The sequence below is a fragment of the Pseudomonas sp. GW821-FHT09A09 genome, from assembly GCF_059418405.1.
The window spans coordinates 1-19,311 of record NZ_JBWKPU010000019.1; the positions used below are offsets into that span (position 1 = coordinate 1).

Below are 19,311 nucleotides of genomic sequence, written 5' to 3' on the forward strand. Positions count from 1 at the left end.
CCCCCCCCCCCCCCCCCCCCCCCCCCCCCCCCCCCCCCCCCCCCCCCCCCCCCCCCCCCCCCCCCCGTGCTCCTACACGGTTTGCAGCGTCGTTTCGATTTCGCTGAAGGCTGGTCGTGCGAGCACATCGGGCTGGCAGCAACGTTGCTGCAACGCGATCAACGCTTGATCAACCGTCCCCGTCTCTACCCGCTCCAACAGTTCCCCCAGCAACACCCCGAACGCCCTGACCTCGATCCGCTGCAATGCGCGGGTTTCCTCGGTATCCGCCGTGGCATGGAACGACGCCGCGCCAAAATCCCCCAGCAGGCAATCACCGGCTTCATTCCACAGGATGTTATGGCCGTAGAGATCGCCGTGGGTGATGCCATGCCGGTGCAGATGGGCCGCCACCGAAGCAATCCCCCGCGCCATGCGCAGCGCTACTTCGAGACTAAAGCGAGTACCCGGCTCATAAATGTCGCGGGTGCACGACGCCAGGCTCGGCAGGGCCGCGAGGTTGCGGTAGCTTGGGTCGATCAGGTCCATGACCAGTGCAGCCCCGTCGTCCGGATGGCCGACCACACGGCCTTCGACCTTGATCAGGTTCGGGTGCAGCCCGGCCGCGATGCAGGCCTGCATTTCGTGCAGGGGCGAGCCATCGCTGGTGATCGTGCCTTTGTACAGCTTGACCGCGACCGGCTTGGCGGCAGGCTTCCACAGCGCTTTGCGGATAACGCCCGAAGCCCCTTCACCCAGCACCTCGGCCAGTTCCAGTTCTGACCAGGCGATATCCGGCGTCGCGTCGTCGGCCGACACGTCCACCGCCATCTCCACCGGGTTGCCCGCGTAGGCCAGCCAGGTCAGGCTTGGCAGGGTCAATAGCCACTGTGGCAACTGGGTAAAGCGGTTGGAGGCGATGCGCAGCAGTTCCAGGTTCTTGCAGTTGACCAGGCTCCGGGGCAGCGCCGTCAGCCGGTTGCCGGCCAGCATCAGTTTTTGCAGCAAGGGCCGCTCGCCCAGTTCGTCAGGCAGTTCGCTGATGTGGTTATCGGTGAGGATCAGCCAGCGCAACAACGGCGGCAACGCAGCGGCGGGCACGTGAGCGATCCCGTTGGCCTTGAAGCCGATCATGCTCAAGTTGGCGCACTGGCCCAGGCACTCCGGCAGTTCGGTAAAGGCGTTGTCCGAGCAGAACAGCACGCGCAGGTGCGTGAGGCGGTGCAGGTCGTCGGGCAGGCGGCTCAGGGCGTTGCCCGTAAGGTTGAGGATTTCCAGCGAGTCGGCCAGTTCGAAGATCTCCGGCGGGAATTCAGTCAGCCCGCAGGACAGGTCCAGGCGTTTGATGCCGGCCAGTTGGCTGGCCTTGAGTTGGGCGAGGGTATTCATGAACGGCGCGATCACTCGGCAAGAGGGTGTAAATGGCGCTCATGATACCGGGTCGGGCGAGTGTTGCGGGCTCACCGATTGCAATTGGCCCAGGCGGCTGGCGGTGCGAGCCAGGTCGATGGCCTGGCCTTCCAGCGATTCCGCCAGGGGCTGTCGGCCGATCAGGGTCAGGCGCTTGTCCTGGTCGTAGAGCACGTCGACCAGGTTGATGAAGCGCTGCTGCACGGCGATCGGGCTGTCAGCCAGTTGCGGCAGCCCGTCGATGATCCAGTGGTCAACGTCCTGGCACAGCAGCAGGTAATCCATCACGGCGGTGAGCTGCTCGCACAGGTCATTGAAGGTAAAGGCGATGGTGCGCCCCTGGCGGCTGCGGCAGGTCAGCTGGCGGGTGCCGACGGGCAAGGGTTGTGGCGGGCAATCGGCAGCGGGCAGTCCGAGGGCCTCACGCTGCTCGACGCTGCCGGGCCATACGTAGTGGCCGCTGGTGAAGCGCTGCTGCGCGTGGGCCTGGGGCAGGCTGCGAAAGTCTTGCGGCGAGCTGACCTCCAACACTTCCATGCGCGCGGCGATCAGGTCGATCACTGGCTTGAACCGCTGGTGATACAGCGGGTTGGGCAACAACCCTTCGGGCGCGTAGTTGGATGTCACCAATACCAGTATGCCGCGCTGGAACAACGCCTTGAATAAGCGGCTGATGAGCATCGCGTCGCCGATGTCGTGGACATGGAACTCGTCGAAACACAGTACGCGACAGCCCGCCAGCAGCTCATCCAGGGTGACGCCCAAGGCATCTTCATCGGCCTGGTGCTTGAACATGCCCCGGTGCAATTGGGCGAAGAAAGCGTGGAAGTGCACGCGCTGTTTCTCGGCAATCGGCAGGGCCTGGAAAAAACCGTCCAGCAGCCAGCTTTTGCCACGCCCCACCGGGCCGTGCAGGTACAGGCTGCGGGTAGGCTGGCCAGCGAGCAGGTGCCCGGTTTCGCGGGCCAGGGCGGCAATTGCCCGGGTCTGGCCGTCGCTGAGGGTGTAGCCCTGTTGCTCGGCCTTGGCCTGGAAGAACGCCGGGATCGGCGATGTGCCCAAGGCTTCGGTGGGTTTGCCGAGCAGGCGCCGGATTAGGGAAAGCACGGCCAATGCAGGTCACTCTGTATTTCGAGGGTCGCCCACTTTAGGGTGCCCGCCACGATTTGACCAATAGAGAAGGGCGCTGCCAGCTATCTCGAAAAGGCATGGCGCAGCGCTGAACCCGCCCAGACTGGCAGTTTCCCCCTGAGTGACTAACCTCATACACAGCAGTCACCCCTGTATAAGGATTTGGGGCAGTGAAGGGACGAGCGGTATTGGCAGTCATGGGCGCGATGTTCTGCAGCACGGGTTACGGTGCGCAACTCCAGGTGGAGGTGCGGATCGACGTGCAGCGGGGCTGCCAGCTGGTGGGCACCACCCGCAGCGCTGGCATCGAGCAGCTTGGCGTACTGGATTTTGGCAGCGGCCCGCGTCTGGATGACCCGGCCGGCCCCCTGAGTGCGGCCCTGATTAGCCAGCGCCAGCCGCGGCTGGAATGCAACCCCGACACCCCTTACCAAGTGCGCGTCGACGGCGGCCTGCATGGCGGCATAGGCGATGTGCGTTACCTCGCCGCCTCGGCACCGTCCACCAAACCCATTCCCTACCGACTCTACGCCGACGCCGCGCGGCGCATTCCATTGCCGGTGAATGAACCACTTAGCGGTCGCGTGCCGGACACCGGCAGCGTTGACCTGCCGTTGTACGGCCGCATCGAGCCGCTCAAGGAAATTCCCGCCGTCGGTCGCTACAGCGACCTGCTCAAGGTGACCGTCACATGGTGAGTCGCAGCCTGGCCCTGGCGGCGTTCGGCGGCTTGTTGCTGCTCGCCGATGACGCCTGGGCGGCGGTCGCCAGCGGGCAGATTCATGCGCGCCTGGTGATCACTGCCAGTTGCCAGGTCAGCAGCGTTGAAAGTGCGCCGGTGAGTCCTACAGGTGGCACAGCGCTCCTGGACTTCGGCAGCCAGGGGCCGACCTGGAACAACACCTTGGCGGCGGGCGTCACCGACGGCGACAAGGCGCCGCTGTCAGTGTCATGCAACCCGTCGGTGGTCAGCAGCTTTACCGTGACCATCGACGGCGGCGCCCACGGTGACGGCACCACACGGCGTCTGAGCAACGGCACCCAGACCATACCGTATCGACTTTCGGCCGATCCGTTGGGGCACAGCACCTACAACATCGGCCAGCAGCGTAATTTCGTCGTGACCCGGGGCGCGCAGATACCAATTCCGGTATTCGGCTCGGTGGTGGCGAATACCAGGGCCTTACCGGCCGGCATCTACACAGACACCCTGACGGTGACTCTGGATTGGTAAACCATGAGGATGGATATCATGCATGTACTCGTATCGCGATTAGGCGTTTGTGCGCTGGGCCTGGCGATGGCCTCCAGCCTCAATGCGGCCACCACCGTGACCGGCCAGATCACCTCCAGCCTGACGCTGATTGCCAGTTGCCAGGTCAACGGGTCCGGCGCGGCCAGCGGGTTGAACTTCGGTAGCCTCAACTTCGGTACTACCAACAGCCTGTTCACCAACGCCGACGCCCAGTTGCTGGGCGGTACCGGTACGGGCGGAGCGTTGTCGGTGCTGTGCTCGGCGGGGACTGCGCCGACTATCAAAGTGCGTGCGGGGGCCCATGACAATGCCTCCGCCGGCGGCACTCGGGCGCTGGCCGATGGTCTCGGCAACTTTGTGCCCTATGACTTCTACACCGACAGCGGGCATTCCTCGCTGCTGGCCATCGATGGCGTGATCGCCCTCGCCACCAGCACCGGCGTGGCGCAAACCGTGAATCTCTACGGTCGTGCGGTGGGCAAGGCGGGGTTGCCGGCGGGCACCTACACCGACACCGTGGCCGTGGAACTGACGTTCTAGCGTCATGATCCGGTCTGGGTGGGTGAGGGCGTTGCTGGCGTGTGGGCTGGTGGTGCCACTGCCGTTGTCGGCGGTGACCAGCCAGAGCTTCCAGGTGAGCGCCACTGTCACCCCCGGCTGCCTGGTGGTGGGGGGCGGCTCCAACTATGGGGCGCTGACCTATGGCAGTTATTCGGCGCTGTCCACCAGTACGGTGAGCGCCGCCCTGATCGGTGGTGTGACCCTGCAATGCACGCCGGGGGTGACGCTGAGCATGAGCGTCAACGGCGGCCTGCACAGCAACACCGGGCGCAATTTGCAGCTCAATACCGGCACTGCACGGGTGGCGTATCAGTTGTTTCAGGATGCAGCGTTCAGTCAGGGCCTGGGGATCAGTCAGAGCGTCAACGTGACCTACAGCGATGCAAACAACATCAGCCTGCCTATCTACGGGCGGGTGCAGTTACCGGGCAATCAGCCTGGGGGGACGTACAGCGACACGTTGCAGGTGCAATTGTCGTGGTAGGGCTATGGGTATGAGGAGTGGTTTTATGCGTTCACCTTCCCGGCGGTTGTGGGCCGCGGGTTTTGCTGTGTTGGCGGGGGCATTGAGCAATGTGGTGGCGGTGCAGGCGGCCAGTTCGGTGCTGATCTGGCCGATCGATCCGGTGCTGGAGGCCGACCAGCAGGCCAGTGCGTTGTGGCTGGAAAACCGTGGCACCGAGACGGCCAACTTGCAGATTCGTGTATTCGCCTGGAGCCAGAACGGCTTCGACGAGCAATACCAGAACCAGCGCGACGTCATCGGCAGCCCGCCCGTGGCGAAGATCGAGCCGGGGCAGAAACAGCTGGTGCGCCTGACGCGCACCCGTGAAGTGCCACCCGGGCAAGAGCTGGCCTACCGCATCATCATCGATGAAATCCCTTCGCCCTTGCAGGTGCCGACCCCACCGGAAGGCAAGAACACGGCGGCGGCGATTCGCTTCCAGATGCGCTACTCGGTGCCGTTGTTTGCGTACGGCGCGGGTCTGTGGAGCAAGGAGGACGCCACCCGCCAGCGCGATCCCAAGGGCGCCGGCAAACCGGATTTGAGCTGGCGCAAGGTCTCGGTTGCCGGGCGCAGTTACATCGAGGTACGCAACCAGGGCGCCGTGCATGCGCGACTCACCGACGCGTCGTTCAAACAAGGCGGTCAGACACGACCTGTGGCGGACGGCCTGCTGGGCTATGTGCTGCCGGGCGCGACGATGCGCTGGCCGGTGCCGGAGGCGGTGTCAGCCGACCAGCCGTTGCAAGTGCGGATCAATGGCGCGGCGCAGGTGGAAGCGCTGGCGCCGGCGCGATAACGGAGTAGGCAGCGGGACGGGGTAAACCCCGGGTTCAACAGGATGGAGATGTCCATTGAAGGACACAACGCCATGTGTGAGTCGTGGTCGGGCTCGTTGTATGTGGCCGTCGGTGGCAGTGGTGAGCGGGCTGTGGGGCGCGATGTTGGCGCTTCCGGGGGTGGCTGGTGACCTGCCGCCGCCCCCGAGCAGTATGGAGGCTGTCGCCGATGCACAGCTGTTTCTGGAACTGGTGGTCAACCAGATGGACACCGGCCGCGTCATCGCGGTCGATCAACGGGCGGGCGAGCTGTATGTGCCCGCCAGCGCGTTGCAGGACGTCGGCATGAAACTGCCCGGTGATCCCACCGGCAGTATCGCCCTGGACAAGCTGCCCGGCCTGCACAGCGACTACGACAGCAACGGCCAGCGCCTGTTGCTGGATGTGCCGCCGTCGTGGTTGCAGGAACAGTTCATCGGCAACCGCAATACCTACCCGCGCACTCAGGCCATGAGCAGCTTCGGTGCCTTGCTCAACTATGACCTGTACTTCAACGACACCGACGAAGGTGGCAGCTACCTGGCCGGCTGGAACGAAGTACGGCTGTTCGACACGTGGGGCACTTTGTCCAACACCGGGCAATACCGTCAGACTCTGTCGGGCAATGTGAGCAACAGCACCCTCAACAACGGCTATCGCCGTTATGACACGACGTGGCGTTTCTCCGATGACGAACGGATGCTCACTTACGAGGCTGGCGACGTGATCAGCGGGTCGCTGCCCTGGAGCAGTTCGGTACGTCTGGGTGGGGTGCAGTTCTCGCGGGATTTCGCGGTGCGACCGGACCTGGTGACGTATCCGTTGCCGCAGTTTGCCGGCGAGGCGGCGGTGCCCTCGTCGGTGGACCTGTTTATCAATGGCTACAAATCCGAGAGCGCCTTGTTGCAGCCGGGGCCGTACACCCTCACTAACGTGCCCTTCATCAACGGTGCCGGCGAGGCGGTGGTGGTGACTACGGACGCCTTGGGGCGCCAAGTGTCGACCACGGTGCCGTTCTATGTCACCAGTACTTTGCTGCAAAAGGGGCTGACGGATTTCTCTGTGGCGGCCGGGACCTTGCGCCGCGATTACACCGTACGGGATTTTGCCTATGGGCCGGGCGTGGCCAGTGGCACCTTTCGCTATGGCTACTCCGACAACCTGACCCTGGAAAGCCACGCCGAAGCGTCAAGTGACCTGACCCTCGGTGGCCTGGGCGGCAATCTGCGTCTGGGCAACTTCGGCATCCTCAATACAGCCCTCAGCCAGAGCCAGTTCGACGGTCGCAATGGCCAGCAACTGAGCCTGGGTTATCAGTACAACAGCACGCGCTACAGCCTGTCGTACCAGCGCGTGGAGCGGCACAACGAATACGCTGACCTGACCTTGGTGGACACCCCTTACGCGAGCCTCAGCAAGCGCAGCGAACAGGTTACGCTCAGCCTCAACCTGGAGCGTTTCGGCAGCCTGGGCGTGGGCTATTTCGACGTGCAGGCCGCGGACGATTCGCGCACACGCCTGCTCAACCTGAGCTGGAGCAAGCCGCTGTGGCGCAATACCAGTTTTTACCTGTCGGCCAACCGTGAGGTCGGCGACAGCAACTGGGCCGTGCAGGCACAACTGGTGATCCCGTTCGACCTCAATGGCAGCCTGGCCCTGAGCAGCGAACGCAGCAAGGACGGTGCCAGTCGCCAGCGCATCAACTACAGCAGCTCGGTGCCCAGCGATGGCGGGGTGGGTTACAACCTCGGCTACGCCCAGGGCGACGGGCCGACTTACCGCCAGGCCGACCTGACCTGGCGCTTGCAGTCGGTGCAGTTGCAGGCCGGTGTCTACGGCAGCAGCGATGCCGAGACGCGCTGGGCGGATGCCAGCGGTTCGTTGGTGTGGATGGGCGGCGATACCTTCGCCGCCAATCGTATCAACGATGCCTTTGTGGTGGTGAGCACCCAGGGTTTCGCCGGGATTCCGGTGCGCTACGAGAATCAGTTGGTGGGCCAGACCGACCGTAACGGGCACCTGCTGGTGCCCTGGAGCAGCGCTTACTACCGTGCCAAATATGAGATTGATCCGCTCAACCTGCCACCGAATATCCAGAGCCCGAACGTGGAGCAGCGGGTGTCGGTGCGCCGGGGTAGCGGTTACCTGCTGGAGTTTCCGCTGCGTCGGGTGATCGCCGCGAGCATCACCCTGGTAGACGGCCAGCACCAGGAATTGCCCTTGGGCAGCCTGGTGGTGCACGAGCAAAGCAACACCCAGGCGGTGGTGGGCTGGGAGGGGCTGGTCTACCTGGAAAACCTGGCGGCCCACAACACTTTGCAGGTCACGATGGTGGGCGGGCGTACCTGCCAGGCGACCTTTGAGATGGATGTGCAACAACCGGACGTGCCCCTGATCGGGCCGTTGGTGTGCCAATGAGCGACTGAGCAAGGAGCGAGCGGGTGAGGGGCAAGGGATGGCTTTACAGCGTGTTGGCGAGCGCCAGCCTTGGGGTGTCGGGGCAGGCGATGGCACTGTGTTCGGTGGTGGCGACGACACCGGCCAGCTTTGGCTCGGTCAGTTCGATCAACGTGCGCACGGCCTCGCAAGGCAGTTCGACCCAGAACGCCGGCTTGAGCTGCGGGTCGTCGCTGATCGCGTTGGGCACCAACGATCACTTCTACCTGACCATCAGCTCGCTGACGGGCGGCCTGGTCGGCCCCACCGGTGATGTGATCGGCTATACGGTCTACGGCAACAACACCACCAACTTTCCGATCAATCGTAACAGCCAGTTCGACTTCGGCCCCAATGGCCTGGCTACCGCTGCCGGGCTGTTGAGCGGCCCGGGCAACAAGACCATGCCGCTGTACTTCGGCAGCATCACGGGCAGCAACGTGGCGGCGGGGGTCTACACCGAAGTGCTGAACCTGGCCTGGAGCTGGGATTACTGCATCGGCCTGGGGGTAGGGTCCTTGTGTGTGCTGCGTGACAGAAACCTTACGCCCCAGACCCGCACGCTGACGGTGAGCATGACCGTCACCAACGACTGCCAGATCACCGCGCCCAACATCAGCTTTGGCAGTGCACCGGTGATAAGCGCCTTTACCCCGGTCACCGGCCAGACCATCAGCATCTCCTGCACCAAGGGCAGTGCCTACAGTGTGGGTTTGAGCGATGGCCAGAACGCGGTCAGCGTGGGCGGGCGTCGGCGGATGATTTCGGGCAGCAACTACCTGGCTTACGACATCTTCAAGAGCGCCGGCACCACGCGCTGGGGCAGTGTCGGCGCTGCACGGCGAGACAGCTCCACCGCCGAGGTCAACCCCGGCAACGGCCTGGGCACCGGTAGCCAGGTGTTCAACTACAACGCCAAGATCTACACCGACCAGGCCACGCCGCCGGGCGGTACCTACCTCGACAACGTGGTGCTCGACGTGGGGTTCTAGAACTTGATCGTCTGCTTGATCAGCCGCGCGGTCGGTTCATCGTTGGGGCTGACCATCGCATAGTTATAGCCGGCGCCGGACCAGTATTCGGCCTGCAAACCGTCGGCGCTGCGGCTGCCCCGGGGCAGGAAGTTGTTCTCCGGGCCCGGTGGGCGAATGTAGAAACTGATCTTGTGGCCTTCACGGTTTTCATACACCACCATCGCCGCCGCCCCGGATTCGGTGGTCAGCAGGCGCCCGCTGACCGGTGTGAAACCGGAGGCGCTGAGGTCGGGCAAACGATGGGCCTGGTTGAAATAGCGGTCGAGCCAGGCCTGCATATTGCTGTTGCCCTGAGTGTTGTAGTCGGCGGGCAGAATGCCGTCCTGGGCAAACAGGCGGAACGCTTGCATCGCATCGGCCATCGGCAACATCGGCGGTTGAGTGACCTCGCGGGCATGCCAGCCGCCAACGCCGCCAAGGCTGACGGCTATCAGCAACACGGCGGCCGTTGCCAGGTGGCGACGGGACTGATGCCGGATGCGCTGGCGAATCAGCGCGGGGTCCAGCTTGGGGTTGGCCGGTTGCTGCAAAGTACCACTCAATGAGGCGCGCAGTAATTGCGCATCCTGTTGCCAGGCCTGGACCTGGGCGGCAACGTCGGGGTGGGCGGCCAGGTAGGTTTCGAGCACACGGCGATCACTCTCCAGCAGTTGGTGATCGACGTAGGCATGCAAATCGCGTTCGCTGGGGGGCAGGCTGATCATTTGAGTATCCGCAGGGAAGGGCTGGCTATTTCGCCATCACTGAGTTGACGCAAGGCTTGGCGCGCCCGGGACAGGCGCGACATCACGGTGCCGACGGGCACGTCGAGGATCTCGGCGACCTCCTTGTAGCTCAAGCCTTCGACCGACACCCACAGCAGCAAGGCGCGCTGTTCGGTGTTGAGTTGGTCGAAGGCTTGCAGGGTCGATTGGGCCATCACCGTGCGTTCGACTGACGGTTGCGCATCATCGCGGCCGGTGAAGAATTCGAGCATGCGCGCATAGCGTCGGCTGCGACGGTGCGCATCGAGGAACTGGCGGTAGAGGATCGAGAACAGCCAGGCGCGCAGGTCGCCTTCGAGGCGTTTGTCGGCCCAGCGGATGATCGCCCGTTCCAGGGTCGATTGCACCAGGTCGTCGGCGCTGCTGGCGTTACGGGTCAGGGACACGGCAAAGCGCCGCAACCTGGGGATGAGTTCACGTAACTGTTCGTCGAGTTCATGCATGGTCGGCTGGCTGATCACTACGCTGGGACTAGAGAGACGTCCGGCGTTGAAGGTTATTCCCCGCTCCCCAAAATAAATCCAGGGCCAGGGAATAGAGCAGATCGGCGTTCGTCTTAATGCTCCGACCTTATGTTCCACCCCTAAGGCCTTTGGCCCTGGAGTTTCTTCATGGTAGATCACTCATCACCGCCGCGTCCCCCGTTGAGCACGGCGAGCCTGATCGCACGGCTCATCGGTATCGGTGCCGTGGTTGCGGTCGTTGCCGGGGCATTTGCCTACGTCAACGGCACACTCGACCCACAGCGCCTGCGGCCCAAGACCCTGGTCAATGCCCTGGAAACCAATAACGGCATCCACCCGGGCTTCCGTCGCAACCATGCCAAGGGTCTGTGCGTGGCGGGTTACTTCGAGAGCAGCCCAGAGGCGCGTGCCTACTCCAGCGCCCAGGTGTTCAGCGAGGCCAAGACCCCGGTGATCGGTCGGCTTGCCCTGCCCAGCGGTAACCCTTACGCACCGGACAGCAGCGTGCCAATCCGCAGTTTTGCGTTGCAGTTCAGCCAGGCCAACGGTCAGCAGTGGCGCACCGGGATGAACAGCATGCCGGTGTTCCCGGTGGGCACGCCGCAGGCGTTCTACCAGATGCTCCAGGCCGGCGCACCCGACCCGGCCACTGGCAAGCCGAACCCGGCGAACATGCCGGCGTTCTTTGCCGCGCACCCTGAAACCGCGCCGTTTTTGGCGTGGGTCAAGACGGCCAAGCCGTCCGCCAGCTACGCGACGGAAACCTATAACGGGATCAACGCGTTTTTCCTGGTGAGTGCCGATGGCAAGCGCCAGGCAGTGCGGTGGGGCGTAGTGCCACAAAGCCAGGACGCGCCGGGCGACGTTGCTCCGGCAGGCAGCGACTTCCTCGAAAAAGACCTGGTGCAGCGCCTGGCCTTGGGGCCGTTGCGCTGGCAGTTGAACATGACGTTGGCCAACCCTGGCGACCCACTGGACGATGCCAGCAAGGCCTGGAGCGGTGAACACAAGGTGTTGAACGCCGGCACCCTGGTGTTGCAGGGCAGTCAACCGCAAGCGGACGGCGATTGCCGTGATATCAACTTCGATCCGCTGGTTCTACCCAGTGGTATCGAGGCTTCCAACGACCCGCTGCTGGCGGCACGCTCGGCTGCGTATGCCAGTTCGTACTTGCGTCGTGCCGGTGAAGTCAGCCCCTTGCACAGTGCCCCTCAGGAGTCGAAGCCATGAATGTTCAACCGCGGTTTTTCGCCCCTCTGGCGCGCTTGCTGCACTGGCTGATGGCGTTGATGATCATCGCGATGCTGTTTATCGGCGCGGGCATGGTGGCATCAGTGTCGGAGCGCCATGAATGGCTGATCCACCTGCACAAACCGCTGGGGATCGCGATCCTGGCGTTGGTGATCGTGCGGCTGGTGGTGCGCTTTTCAACGCGTCAGCCGCCGTTGCCGGCCGACTTGCCCCTGTGGCAAGTGTTGGCAGCCAAGGCGTCCCATATCGTGCTGTACGCCTTGATGCTGGTGTTGCCGGTGCTGGGCTGGGCGATGATCTCAGCGGCGGGCGACCCGGTGATGCTCAGCAGCTCGGTGCAGTTGCCAGCCTTGGTGGGTGCCAATGCGCCGTTGTTTGCGGTGTTGCGCAAGGCCCATGGCTTTCTGGCTTACCTGCTGTTCTTGACGGTGCTGTTGCACCTGGCGGCAGCGTTGTTCCATGGGCTGATCCGACGCGACGGTGTGTTGCAAAGCATGACCGGCAGCAAACGCTGACCGTGTAGGAGCCGGCTTGCCGGCGATGGCGTCCTTGAAATTCTTGCTGTTATCAAGGGCCTCATTGCCGGCAAGCCGGCTCCTACAAAGGGTTAGCGCAGGATGGTCACGATGTCGGCGACCGTGCTCAATACGTCCTTGCCCAACTGCTTGGAGCGCTCACCGGACCAGCCGGTTTTCGGGTTGGGCGCGTCGTCGTTGTCCTTGAACGGCATTTCCAGGGTCAGGGACAGGCAGTCGTACTTCTCGCCAACGGCGTTGCAGGCCAGGGTCATGTTGGCTTCGCCCGGCAGGTCGCGGGTGTAGCCGTGGGCGGTCTGGAAGTCGCGGGTGAGGGCGCTCAAGTGGCTGCGGAAATGTTTTTCAAGGCCTTCGATACGCGGGGTGTAGCCCGGGTTGCCCTCGCAGCCTGCGGTGAAGACGTAGGGGATTTCTTCGTCTCCGTGGATGTCGAGGAACAGGTCCACGCCGTACTTATCCATTTGCTGCTGGGCGAACAGCACTTCCGGGCTGATTTCCTGGCTGGCGCTCTGCCAGGCACGGTTGAGGTCCTGGCCCATGGCGTTGGTGCGCAGGTGGCCGTGGAAGGCGCCGTCGGGGTTCATGTTGGGGATCAGGTACAGGTCGGCCACGGACAGGAGCTTTTTCAGCTCGGCGTCACCGTCCTGTTGCAGGCGCTCGATGATGCCTTCCATGAACCATTCGGCCATGTGTTCGCCAGGGTGTTGCTGGGCAATGATCCACACGTTGCGGCGACCTTCGCCACCTTTGCCCCGGCGCAGCAACTGGATGTCACGGCCTTCGGCACTCTTGCCGGTGGCCAGCAGCTGGGTGCCGGCACCGTTCAGGGCCTGCTCGATCAGCCAGTCATGGCGCTCGCGGCTATAGGGTTCGAAGTAGGCGAACCAGGCGTGCTTTTCGCGGGTTTCCAGGCTGATGTGCAGGATCTCGCCATCAAAACGCGTGGGCACACGGAACCAGTTGATATGGTCGTAGGACGCCACTGCGTTGTAGCCGCTCCACGCATGCTTATACGAAGACTGGCCCGCATTGCTTAGGCGGAAGGTGTGGGTGTGGCCCACATGCATGCCTTCGGCCTTGAAGTGGAACCATTGGAAATGTGGGCTACGGGTGTCGGGGTTGATCGCCAGCAGCAACTGATAGGCGTCGCTGGCATCCAGGACCTGGATGTTGCCGCTGTCGAAGTCGGTGCTGATCTTGATGGAGGTCAAGGCCACGGTCATGGTCGGGTCGCCTGATTAGCTGTGTTGTGGCAGATATCTTACACAGGAGTCGGGCAAAATCTTGATGCAAAATTGTTGCATGGGGAGGGGGCGTCATCCTTGACGCGCCAGCAGCTTAGAATCTATGAGATTGATTCTCAAGCGCTATTTCTTAAAGATCCGGGCTAGAGCGCTCGTTCGGCTTTCTTTTGGCGATGGTCTTTTGCTACCATGCGCGCCATCAAGCAACACACAGTCTTCATTAGCCTGAAGCCACGCCAGGGAAACTGGCAAAAAAAAGACCCGGCCAAAGAGCCGGGTCAAAAACCGTGATTAGCCTGATGAGGAGATATTCCAAGAGTCCGACCTAAGGTCCCTTGGTCTATCGACTGATCTCGCGACCAGCTGCGTCCAATAATAATCATTATCATTTGCAAGTCAAATGTTTTTATCCGAGGGATAGAAATATTTTTCTTTCGCGCCCGTTACACGTTTGCCGATGCCTGCTGCGCCTGCAACGACCGCTCCACCATCGCCTTCGCCATATCGATCAAATACACCACTGAAAATGCCAGGTCGCGTTGATTGCCATGATGGCTGCTCGCAGACTCATAGGCCGTGGCCGCCGCACTGCGCAACAGGTCAGAAGCGTGCACCAACGCTTCCTCCTGGCTGATGCCGGGCTTGATGGCAAACAGGGCGCCGTCCGGCACGGGGGCCGACACATCCTCTTTCAAGTAATAGTCCAGCGCACGTTGGGCGGCGCTGCTGCTGCACATGTCGTGCAACTCATCGTTTTCAGCGGTTTCAGGCAGGAGGTACGGGCTTGTCGTCATAAGGGTCGGTACTCTGTGGGGGTGTCGAAAACCATATGATCGATGATAGTACGTATCGTATTTATGTCGTTTTATGGATTACTACAAACTGTTTATTGCCCTGAAAAATACGCGACGTATTGTCAGGCCCCATGGATAACTGGATAGCGTTGGTCAAGGCCAACATGAAAGACCGCAAGGTCACGCAGGACCAACTGGCCGAACGCCTGGGCATGTCCCAGGGCGGTGTGGGCCACTGGCTCAACAAACGTCGCGTGCCGAGCCTGGAAGACATGAACCGGCTGTTGCAAGCATTGGGGCTTGATGAGCTGGAAGTGGTGCTTGAGATTCGCGAGCGGGGCGCTGAACAGGATCCGCCACCGATAAAACCCTACACGCCGTATTTCCGTTACCCGGTCAGCGACTGGAGGGGCCTGTGCGAAATCCGCGAAGAACCCGCGCGCTATGACGCCCAACGATTCGAACTGACAGATTATCGGTGCGAAGGCGAGGCGTTCTGGCTGCCGGTAACCAGCGACGCCATGGCGGCCCCCAGCGGCTTGAGCGTCGGCGCTGGCATGATGATCCTGGTAGACCCGGCCATAGAAGCCGAACCCGGCAGGCTGGTGGTCGCACAATGGGCCAACAGCACTCACGCCACCTTCCGCCAGTTGATGGAAGAGAGCGGCCAGCTCTACCTGACGCCGCTCAATCCCACTTACCCCAAACAACTGCTCACTGACGACTGCCGCATCCTCGGCGTTGTCGTGCAAGCCAAGGCGAAGTTCTAGCCCGCCGTTTCCAGCTCCACCAGCGCGCTGCCTTCGGCCACCATTTCACCCTCCTGGCAGAACAGTGCCTTGACCATCCCGGCCTCAGGCGCGCGAATGCTGTGCTCCATCTTCATCGCCTCCAGCACCACCAGTTGCGCGCCGGCTTCCACGCTTTGGCCGACTTCAACCAACACGCGCACGATGCTGCCGTTCATGGGCGCCGTGAGGCCGCCCTGGTGAGACTGGTTGGCCTCGACCGCCGCAATCGGGTCGAACAGGCTGATGGCGTGCATCTCGCCGTCCCAGCGCAGGAACACGCCGCCCTCGCTGCGTACGGCCAGAAGGTTGCGACGCACGCCTTGGTGCTCGCTCGACAACTGCTCGCCGTGCAACCTGAAGGCATCCCCCTGCAACGTCACCAACCGATCCTGTCCATTGCAGCTCAAATGCAGCGAAACCTCCGCAGGCAGCCCCGCCCGGAACCCGCGGGTGTCCGCCCAAGGCCCATCACCGGCCGGCAAGCTCTGCATATAAGCCGCGCCCGCCGCCTGCCAGAACTCATCGCTCAGGGCGCCGGCGGTCGGCAACAATTGGTCCTGATAGCGCGGAATGAACCCGGTATCCAGTTCGGCGCTCGCAAAGGCCGGGTGGCCGATGATCCGGCGCAGAAAACCCAGGTTGGTCTTCAGGCCGCCCACGGCAAACTCATCGAGCATGCTCAATAACCGCAGGCGTGCTTGCTCACGGTCCTCGCCCCAGGCGATCAACTTGCCGAGCATCGGGTCGTAGAACGGCGACACGTCGTCCCCTTGTGCAACGCCGCTGTCCACACGTCGCCCAGGGCCTGGGGCAGATTCGCGGTACAGCGCCAGGTGCCCGGTGGCCGGCAGGAAATCATTCGCCGGGTCTTCAGCGTACAAGCGCACTTCAATCGCATGGCCGATCAGCGGCACCTGCTCCTGGGTGATTGGCAGCGCCTCGCCCTGTGCGACACGGATTTGCCAGGCCACCAGGTCCAGGCCGGTGATCGCCTCGGTCACCGGGTGTTCCACTTGCAAGCGTGTGTTCATCTCCATGAAGAAGAATTCGCCACGGGCATCCAGCAAAAATTCCACGGTACCGGCGCCCACATAGCCGATGGCCTGGGCAGCGCGCACGGCGGCTTCACCCATGGCTTTGCGCTGCTCGACGCTCAGGCCTGGCGCCGGTGCTTCTTCCACGACCTTTTGATGGCGACGCTGAATCGAACAGTCGCGCTCGTTGAGGTAGAGGCAATGCCCGTGCTGATCGGCAAACACCTGAATCTCCACATGACGCGGCTTGATCAGGTATTTCTCCACCAGCATTTGCCCGTTGCCGAAGGACGACAGCGCCTCACGCTGGGCAGAGGCCAGGGCTTCGGCCAGTTGGCTGACCTCCTCGACCACCTTCATGCCCTTGCCGCCGCCACCGGCCGTGGCTTTGAGCAGCACCGGGTAGCCGATGCGCTCGCAGGCGGCGCGGAAGGTTTCAAGGTCCTGCGCCTCACCGTGATAGCCGGGCACCAGCGGCACGCCGGCGGTTTCCATCAGCGCCTTGGCGGCAGATTTGCTGCCCATGGCATCGATGGCCGAGGCAGGCGGGCCGAGGAAGATCAGGCCCGCTGCTTCAATGGCACGGGCGAAGCCGGCGTTTTCCGACAAGAAACCGTAACCCGGGTGGATCGCCTGGGCGCCACTGGCCTGTGCGGCAGTGATCAGCTTGTCGATTTGCAGGTAGCTGTCGGTGGCTTTGCTGCCGCCCAGGTCCACGCGAATGTCCGCCTCACGGCTATGTCGCGCGTCGCGGTCAGTGGCGCTGTGCACGGCCACGGTGGTCAGGCCCATGGCCTTGGCAGTGCGCATCACGCGGCAGGCAATCTCGCCACGGTTGGCCACCAGCAGGGTGGTCAGTGTGCTCATGAGCGCGGCTCCTGTGCTTGCCAGCTGGGCGGGCGTTTTTGCAGGAATGCGCGCAAGCCTTCCTGGCCCTCGGTGCTGACGCGAATCCGCGCAATGGCGTTTTCGCAATAGCGGCGCAGGGCCGGTGTCAGGGCGCCATTACCGACTTCACGCAGCAAATCCTTGCTGGCACGCATGGCGGCCGGGCTGTTCTGCAGCAGGTTGGCGACCCACAGCTGCACCTGCAGGTCCAGTTCGCTGGCGGGGTAGCTGTCGGCCAACAAGCCGATTTCCCGGGCGCGCTGGCCGTCGAAACGTTCGGCGGTCAGGGCATACCGCCGCGCCGCACGTTCGCCGATGGCCTGCACCACGAACGGGCTGATCACCGCCGGTGCCAGGCCGATGCGCACTTCTGACAGACAGAACTGCGCGTCATCGGCGCCAATCGCCATGTCGCAGCAACTGATCAGGCCCAGCGCACCGCCGTAGGCCGCGCCTTGAACCACCGCCAGCGTGGGGATCTTCAACTTGGCCAGGTTGTACATCAGCTCCGCCAGTTCGCGGGCATCATCCAGGTTGGTGTGGTAATCCAGCTCGGCCGATTGCTGCATCCAGGCCAGGTCGGCTCCGGCGCTGAAATGCTTGCCGCGTCCGCGCAGCAGCAGAAAGCGCAGGGACGGATCGCCTTGCACTCGGTCGAGGGCGATGATCAGTTCGCGGATCATCTCGGCGTTGAACGCGTTGTTCTTTGCTTCACGACTGAGCCACAGGGTGGCAAAGCCACGGCTGTCGGTGATCAGTTCGAGGGTGTTGAAATCGCTCATGGGGTACAGCTCCATTTACATGCGGAACACGCCGAAGCGGCTCGGCTCGATGGGGGCATTCAGCGAAGCGGACAGGGCCAGGGCCAGCACGTCACGGGTCTGCAGCGGGTCGATCACGCCGTCGTCCCACAGGCGGGCACTGGAGTAGTAGGGGTGGCCCTGGGTCTCGTATTGGTCGAGGATCGGCTGCTTGATCGCCGCTTCTTCTTCGGCGCTGAATTCGCTGCCAGCCCGTTCAGCCTGTTCACGCTTGACCTGCACCAGTACGCCAGCGGCCTGTTCGGCGCCCATCACGCCAATGCGCGCGTTCGGCCACATCCACAAAAAACGCGGGTCATAGGCGCGGCCGCACATGCCGTAGTTACCGGCCCCAAAGCTGCCGCCGATGATGACGGTGAACTTCGGCACCTTGGCGCAGGCCACGGCGGTGACCAGCTTGGCGCCATGCTTGGCGATGCCGCCGGCCTCGTACTTCTGGCCGACCATGAAGCCAGTGATGTTCTGCAGGAACAGCAGGGGAATGCCACGCTGGCAGGCCAGCTCGATAAAGTGCGCGCCTTTCTGCGCGGCCTCGGCAAACAGGATCCCGTTGTTGGCGAGGATCGCAATCGGGTAGCCGTGCAGGTGCGCAAAGCCACACACCAAGGTGGTGCCGAACAGCGCCTTGAATTCATCAAACACCGAACCGTCCACCAGCCGCGCGATCACTTCGCGCACGTCGAACGGCTGCTTGGCATCGGCCGGGATCACCCCGTACAACTCTTCGCTGTTGTACAGCGGCGCCACCGGCGTGCGTTGCAGCAACTGGCCCTGTTTGCGCCAGTTGAGGTTGGCCACACTGCGTCGCGCCAGGGCCAGGGCGTGTTCGTCGCTGTCGGCATAGTGGTCGGCCACGCCGGAGATCTTGCAATGCACATCGGCACCACCGAGGTCTTCGGCGCTGACCACTTCACCTGTGGCCGCCTTCACCAGCGGTGGCCCGGCGAGGAAAATGGTGGCTTGCTGGCGCACCATGATCGCTTCATCCGCCATGGCTGGCACATAGGCGCCACCGGCGGTGCAGGAACCCATGACCACCGCGATCTGCGGGATGCCCTGGGCGCTCATGTTGGCCTGGTTGAAGAAGATCCGCCCGAAGTGCTCACGGTCCGGGAACACTTCGTCCTGGCGTGGCAGGTTGGCGCCGCCGGAGTCCACCAGGTAGATGCACGGCAAGCGGTTCTGTTCGGCGATGGTCTGGGCACGCAGGTGCTTTTTCACGGTGAGCGGGTAATAGGAGCCGCCTTTCACCGTGGCGTCGTTGGCGACGATCATGCATTCCACGCCTTCCACGCGACCGATCCCGGCAATCACCCCGGCTGCCGGTACGTCTTCGCCATACACCTGATGGGCGGCCAGTTGGCTGAGTTCCAGAAATGGCGAGCCCGGGTCCAGCAGGCGATTGATGCGTTCACGCGGCAGCAGTTTGCCCCGTGAGGTGTGCCGCTCCTGGGCCTTGGCGCCGCCCCCTTGCTGCACGTGGGCGAGCAGGGTGTGCAGGGCGTCGACCTGCTGGCGCATGGCGGCGCTGTTGGTGGCGAACTCCGCCGAACGCGGGTTGAGCTGGGTGTGCAAGGTGGCCATGGCGCGCTCCT

The 19,311-nt window shown here is 63.2% G+C and carries 19 protein-coding genes; 10 read left to right on the plus strand and 9 right to left on the minus strand.

Going from position 1 to position 19,311, the window contains the following annotated elements; genetic code table 11:
* Positions 1–72 precede the first annotated feature (72 nt).
* Positions 73–1,368 (minus strand): protein kinase, encoded by a 1,296-nt coding sequence (locus AC07OV_RS17565; RefSeq protein WP_495092658.1) that lies wholly within the window; start codon positions 1,366–1,368, stop codon positions 73–75.
* 39 nt (positions 1,369–1,407) lie between these two features.
* On the minus strand, positions 1,408–2,502 hold the full coding sequence (gene zapE, locus AC07OV_RS17570) for a cell division protein ZapE (protein WP_494996416.1): 1,095 nt from the start codon (positions 2,500–2,502) through the stop codon (positions 1,408–1,410).
* A 215-nt stretch (positions 2,503–2,717) separates the two neighbouring features.
* On the opposite strand from zapE, the gene AC07OV_RS17575 reads away from it, so the two are divergent.
* The 7 genes from AC07OV_RS17575 to AC07OV_RS17605 all read left to right on the plus strand — a co-directional run bounded on the left by AC07OV_RS17575 (position 2,718) and on the right by AC07OV_RS17605 (position 9,087).
* Entirely contained in the window at positions 2,718–3,218 is a 501-nt protein-coding gene (locus tag AC07OV_RS17575) for a Csu type fimbrial protein (protein ID WP_494996476.1), read from the plus strand.
* Positions 3,212–3,754 (plus strand): Csu type fimbrial protein, encoded by a 543-nt coding sequence (locus AC07OV_RS17580; RefSeq protein WP_259175307.1) that lies wholly within the window; start codon positions 3,212–3,214, stop codon positions 3,752–3,754. Before AC07OV_RS17575 ends, AC07OV_RS17580 begins: the two co-directional genes overlap by 7 nt.
* 18 nt (positions 3,755–3,772) lie before the next feature.
* Positions 3,773–4,315: a Csu type fimbrial protein gene (locus AC07OV_RS17585; RefSeq protein WP_178918842.1), complete on the plus strand. Its 543-nt coding sequence runs from the start codon at positions 3,773–3,775 to the stop codon at positions 4,313–4,315.
* 4 nt (positions 4,316–4,319) lie between these two features.
* Positions 4,320–4,820, plus strand: a complete 501-nt coding sequence (locus tag AC07OV_RS17590) for a Csu type fimbrial protein (RefSeq protein ID WP_494996417.1) — start codon at positions 4,320–4,322, stop codon at positions 4,818–4,820.
* Positions 4,821–4,845: 25 nt separating this feature from the next.
* Positions 4,846–5,640 carry a fimbrial biogenesis chaperone gene (locus tag AC07OV_RS17595; RefSeq protein ID WP_494996418.1) on the plus strand — a complete coding sequence of 265 codons (795 nt, stop codon included), beginning with the start codon at positions 4,846–4,848 and terminating at the stop codon, positions 5,638–5,640.
* Between the two features lie 100 nt (positions 5,641–5,740).
* Positions 5,741–8,077: a fimbria/pilus outer membrane usher protein gene (locus tag AC07OV_RS17600; protein WP_494996419.1), complete on the plus strand. Its 2,337-nt coding sequence runs from the start codon at positions 5,741–5,743 to the stop codon at positions 8,075–8,077.
* A 23-nt stretch (positions 8,078–8,100) separates the two neighbouring features.
* Entirely contained in the window at positions 8,101–9,087 is a 987-nt protein-coding gene (locus AC07OV_RS17605) for a Csu type fimbrial protein (protein ID WP_494996420.1), read from the plus strand.
* Here the strand turns inward: AC07OV_RS17605 and AC07OV_RS17610 are convergent.
* Both AC07OV_RS17610 and AC07OV_RS17615 read right to left on the minus strand, forming a co-directional pair.
* Positions 9,084–9,833, minus strand: coding sequence for an anti-sigma factor family protein (locus tag AC07OV_RS17610; RefSeq protein ID WP_494996421.1), 750 nt, complete (start codon positions 9,831–9,833; stop codon positions 9,084–9,086). The genes AC07OV_RS17605 and AC07OV_RS17610 overlap by 4 nt on opposite strands.
* The gene (locus AC07OV_RS17615) at positions 9,830–10,336 is read right to left on the minus strand and encodes a sigma-70 family RNA polymerase sigma factor (RefSeq protein ID WP_494996422.1); all 507 of its coding nucleotides are present in this window, start codon (positions 10,334–10,336) and stop codon (positions 9,830–9,832) included. The genes AC07OV_RS17610 and AC07OV_RS17615 overlap by 4 nt, the downstream gene beginning before the upstream one ends.
* Before the next feature lie 168 nt (positions 10,337–10,504).
* Between AC07OV_RS17615 and AC07OV_RS17620 the strand changes: the two genes are divergently transcribed.
* Both AC07OV_RS17620 and AC07OV_RS17625 read left to right on the plus strand, forming a co-directional pair.
* On the plus strand, positions 10,505–11,587 hold the full coding sequence (locus tag AC07OV_RS17620) for a catalase family peroxidase (protein ID WP_495092659.1): 1,083 nt from the start codon (positions 10,505–10,507) through the stop codon (positions 11,585–11,587).
* On the plus strand, positions 11,584–12,123 hold the full coding sequence (locus AC07OV_RS17625; protein ID WP_495092660.1) for a cytochrome b: 540 nt from the start codon (positions 11,584–11,586) through the stop codon (positions 12,121–12,123). Before AC07OV_RS17620 ends, AC07OV_RS17625 begins: the two co-directional genes overlap by 4 nt.
* A 92-nt stretch (positions 12,124–12,215) precedes the next feature.
* Here AC07OV_RS17625 and AC07OV_RS17630 read toward each other — a convergent pair whose 3' ends face one another.
* On the minus strand, positions 12,216–13,367 hold the full coding sequence (locus AC07OV_RS17630) for a M14 family metallopeptidase (RefSeq protein ID WP_494996425.1): 1,152 nt from the start codon (positions 13,365–13,367) through the stop codon (positions 12,216–12,218).
* 464 nt (positions 13,368–13,831) lie between these two features.
* Positions 13,832–14,182 carry a DUF6124 family protein gene (locus AC07OV_RS17635; RefSeq protein WP_176998870.1) on the minus strand — a complete coding sequence of 117 codons (351 nt, stop codon included), beginning with the start codon at positions 14,180–14,182 and terminating at the stop codon, positions 13,832–13,834.
* Between the two features lie 131 nt (positions 14,183–14,313).
* Between AC07OV_RS17635 and AC07OV_RS17640 the strand changes: the two genes are divergently transcribed.
* Complete coding sequence (locus AC07OV_RS17640) at positions 14,314–14,952, plus strand: LexA family protein (protein ID WP_495092661.1); 639 nt, start codon at positions 14,314–14,316, stop codon at positions 14,950–14,952.
* Here the strand turns inward: AC07OV_RS17640 and AC07OV_RS17645 are convergent.
* The 3 genes from AC07OV_RS17645 to AC07OV_RS17655 are packed head-to-tail and all read right to left on the minus strand — an operon-like array spanning position 14,949 to position 19,300.
* A complete protein-coding gene (locus AC07OV_RS17645; protein WP_495092662.1) occupies positions 14,949–16,874 on the minus strand; it encodes an acetyl/propionyl/methylcrotonyl-CoA carboxylase subunit alpha in 1,926 nt (641 codons plus the stop codon). The genes AC07OV_RS17640 and AC07OV_RS17645 overlap by 4 nt on opposite strands.
* On the minus strand, positions 16,871–17,677 hold the full coding sequence (locus tag AC07OV_RS17650) for a gamma-carboxygeranoyl-CoA hydratase (RefSeq protein WP_176998867.1): 807 nt from the start codon (positions 17,675–17,677) through the stop codon (positions 16,871–16,873). Before AC07OV_RS17650 ends, AC07OV_RS17645 begins: the two co-directional genes overlap by 4 nt.
* Positions 17,678–17,692: 15 nt before the next feature.
* Complete coding sequence (locus tag AC07OV_RS17655) at positions 17,693–19,300, minus strand: carboxyl transferase domain-containing protein (RefSeq protein ID WP_495092663.1); 1,608 nt, start codon at positions 19,298–19,300, stop codon at positions 17,693–17,695.
* Positions 19,301–19,311 lie beyond the last annotated feature (11 nt).

Excerpts from the sequence above, each read along its gene's own strand:
- AC07OV_RS17635 (WP_176998870.1), bottom strand. The coding sequence starts at position 14,182 with ATGACGACAAGCCCGTACCTCCTGCCTGAAACCGCTGAAAACGATGAG.
- AC07OV_RS17625 (WP_495092660.1), top strand. The coding sequence starts at position 11,584 with ATGAATGTTCAACCGCGGTTTTTCGCCCCTCTGGCGCGCTTGCTGCAC.
- AC07OV_RS17645 (WP_495092662.1), bottom strand. The coding sequence starts at position 16,874 with ATGAGCACACTGACCACCCTGCTGGTGGCCAACCGTGGCGAGATTGCC.
- AC07OV_RS17600 (WP_494996419.1), top strand. The coding sequence starts at position 5,741 with ATGTGGCCGTCGGTGGCAGTGGTGAGCGGGCTGTGGGGCGCGATGTTG.
- AC07OV_RS17610 (WP_494996421.1), bottom strand. The coding sequence starts at position 9,833 with ATGATCAGCCTGCCCCCCAGCGAACGCGATTTGCATGCCTACGTCGAT.
- AC07OV_RS17615 (WP_494996422.1), bottom strand. The coding sequence starts at position 10,336 with ATGCATGAACTCGACGAACAGTTACGTGAACTCATCCCCAGGTTGCGG.
- AC07OV_RS17620 (WP_495092659.1), top strand. The coding sequence starts at position 10,505 with ATGGTAGATCACTCATCACCGCCGCGTCCCCCGTTGAGCACGGCGAGC.
- AC07OV_RS17650 (WP_176998867.1), bottom strand. The coding sequence starts at position 17,677 with ATGAGCGATTTCAACACCCTCGAACTGATCACCGACAGCCGTGGCTTT.
- AC07OV_RS17595 (WP_494996418.1), top strand. The coding sequence starts at position 4,846 with ATGCGTTCACCTTCCCGGCGGTTGTGGGCCGCGGGTTTTGCTGTGTTG.
- AC07OV_RS17655 (WP_495092663.1), bottom strand. The coding sequence starts at position 19,300 with ATGGCCACCTTGCACACCCAGCTCAACCCGCGTTCGGCGGAGTTCGCC.
- AC07OV_RS17640 (WP_495092661.1), top strand. The coding sequence starts at position 14,314 with ATGGATAACTGGATAGCGTTGGTCAAGGCCAACATGAAAGACCGCAAG.
- AC07OV_RS17565 (WP_495092658.1), bottom strand. The coding sequence starts at position 1,368 with ATGAATACCCTCGCCCAACTCAAGGCCAGCCAACTGGCCGGCATCAAA.
- AC07OV_RS17590 (WP_494996417.1), top strand. The coding sequence starts at position 4,320 with ATGATCCGGTCTGGGTGGGTGAGGGCGTTGCTGGCGTGTGGGCTGGTG.
- AC07OV_RS17580 (WP_259175307.1), top strand. The coding sequence starts at position 3,212 with ATGGTGAGTCGCAGCCTGGCCCTGGCGGCGTTCGGCGGCTTGTTGCTG.
- AC07OV_RS17585 (WP_178918842.1), top strand. The coding sequence starts at position 3,773 with ATGCATGTACTCGTATCGCGATTAGGCGTTTGTGCGCTGGGCCTGGCG.
- AC07OV_RS17575 (WP_494996476.1), top strand. The coding sequence starts at position 2,718 with ATGGGCGCGATGTTCTGCAGCACGGGTTACGGTGCGCAACTCCAGGTG.
- AC07OV_RS17630 (WP_494996425.1), bottom strand. The coding sequence starts at position 13,367 with ATGACCGTGGCCTTGACCTCCATCAAGATCAGCACCGACTTCGACAGC.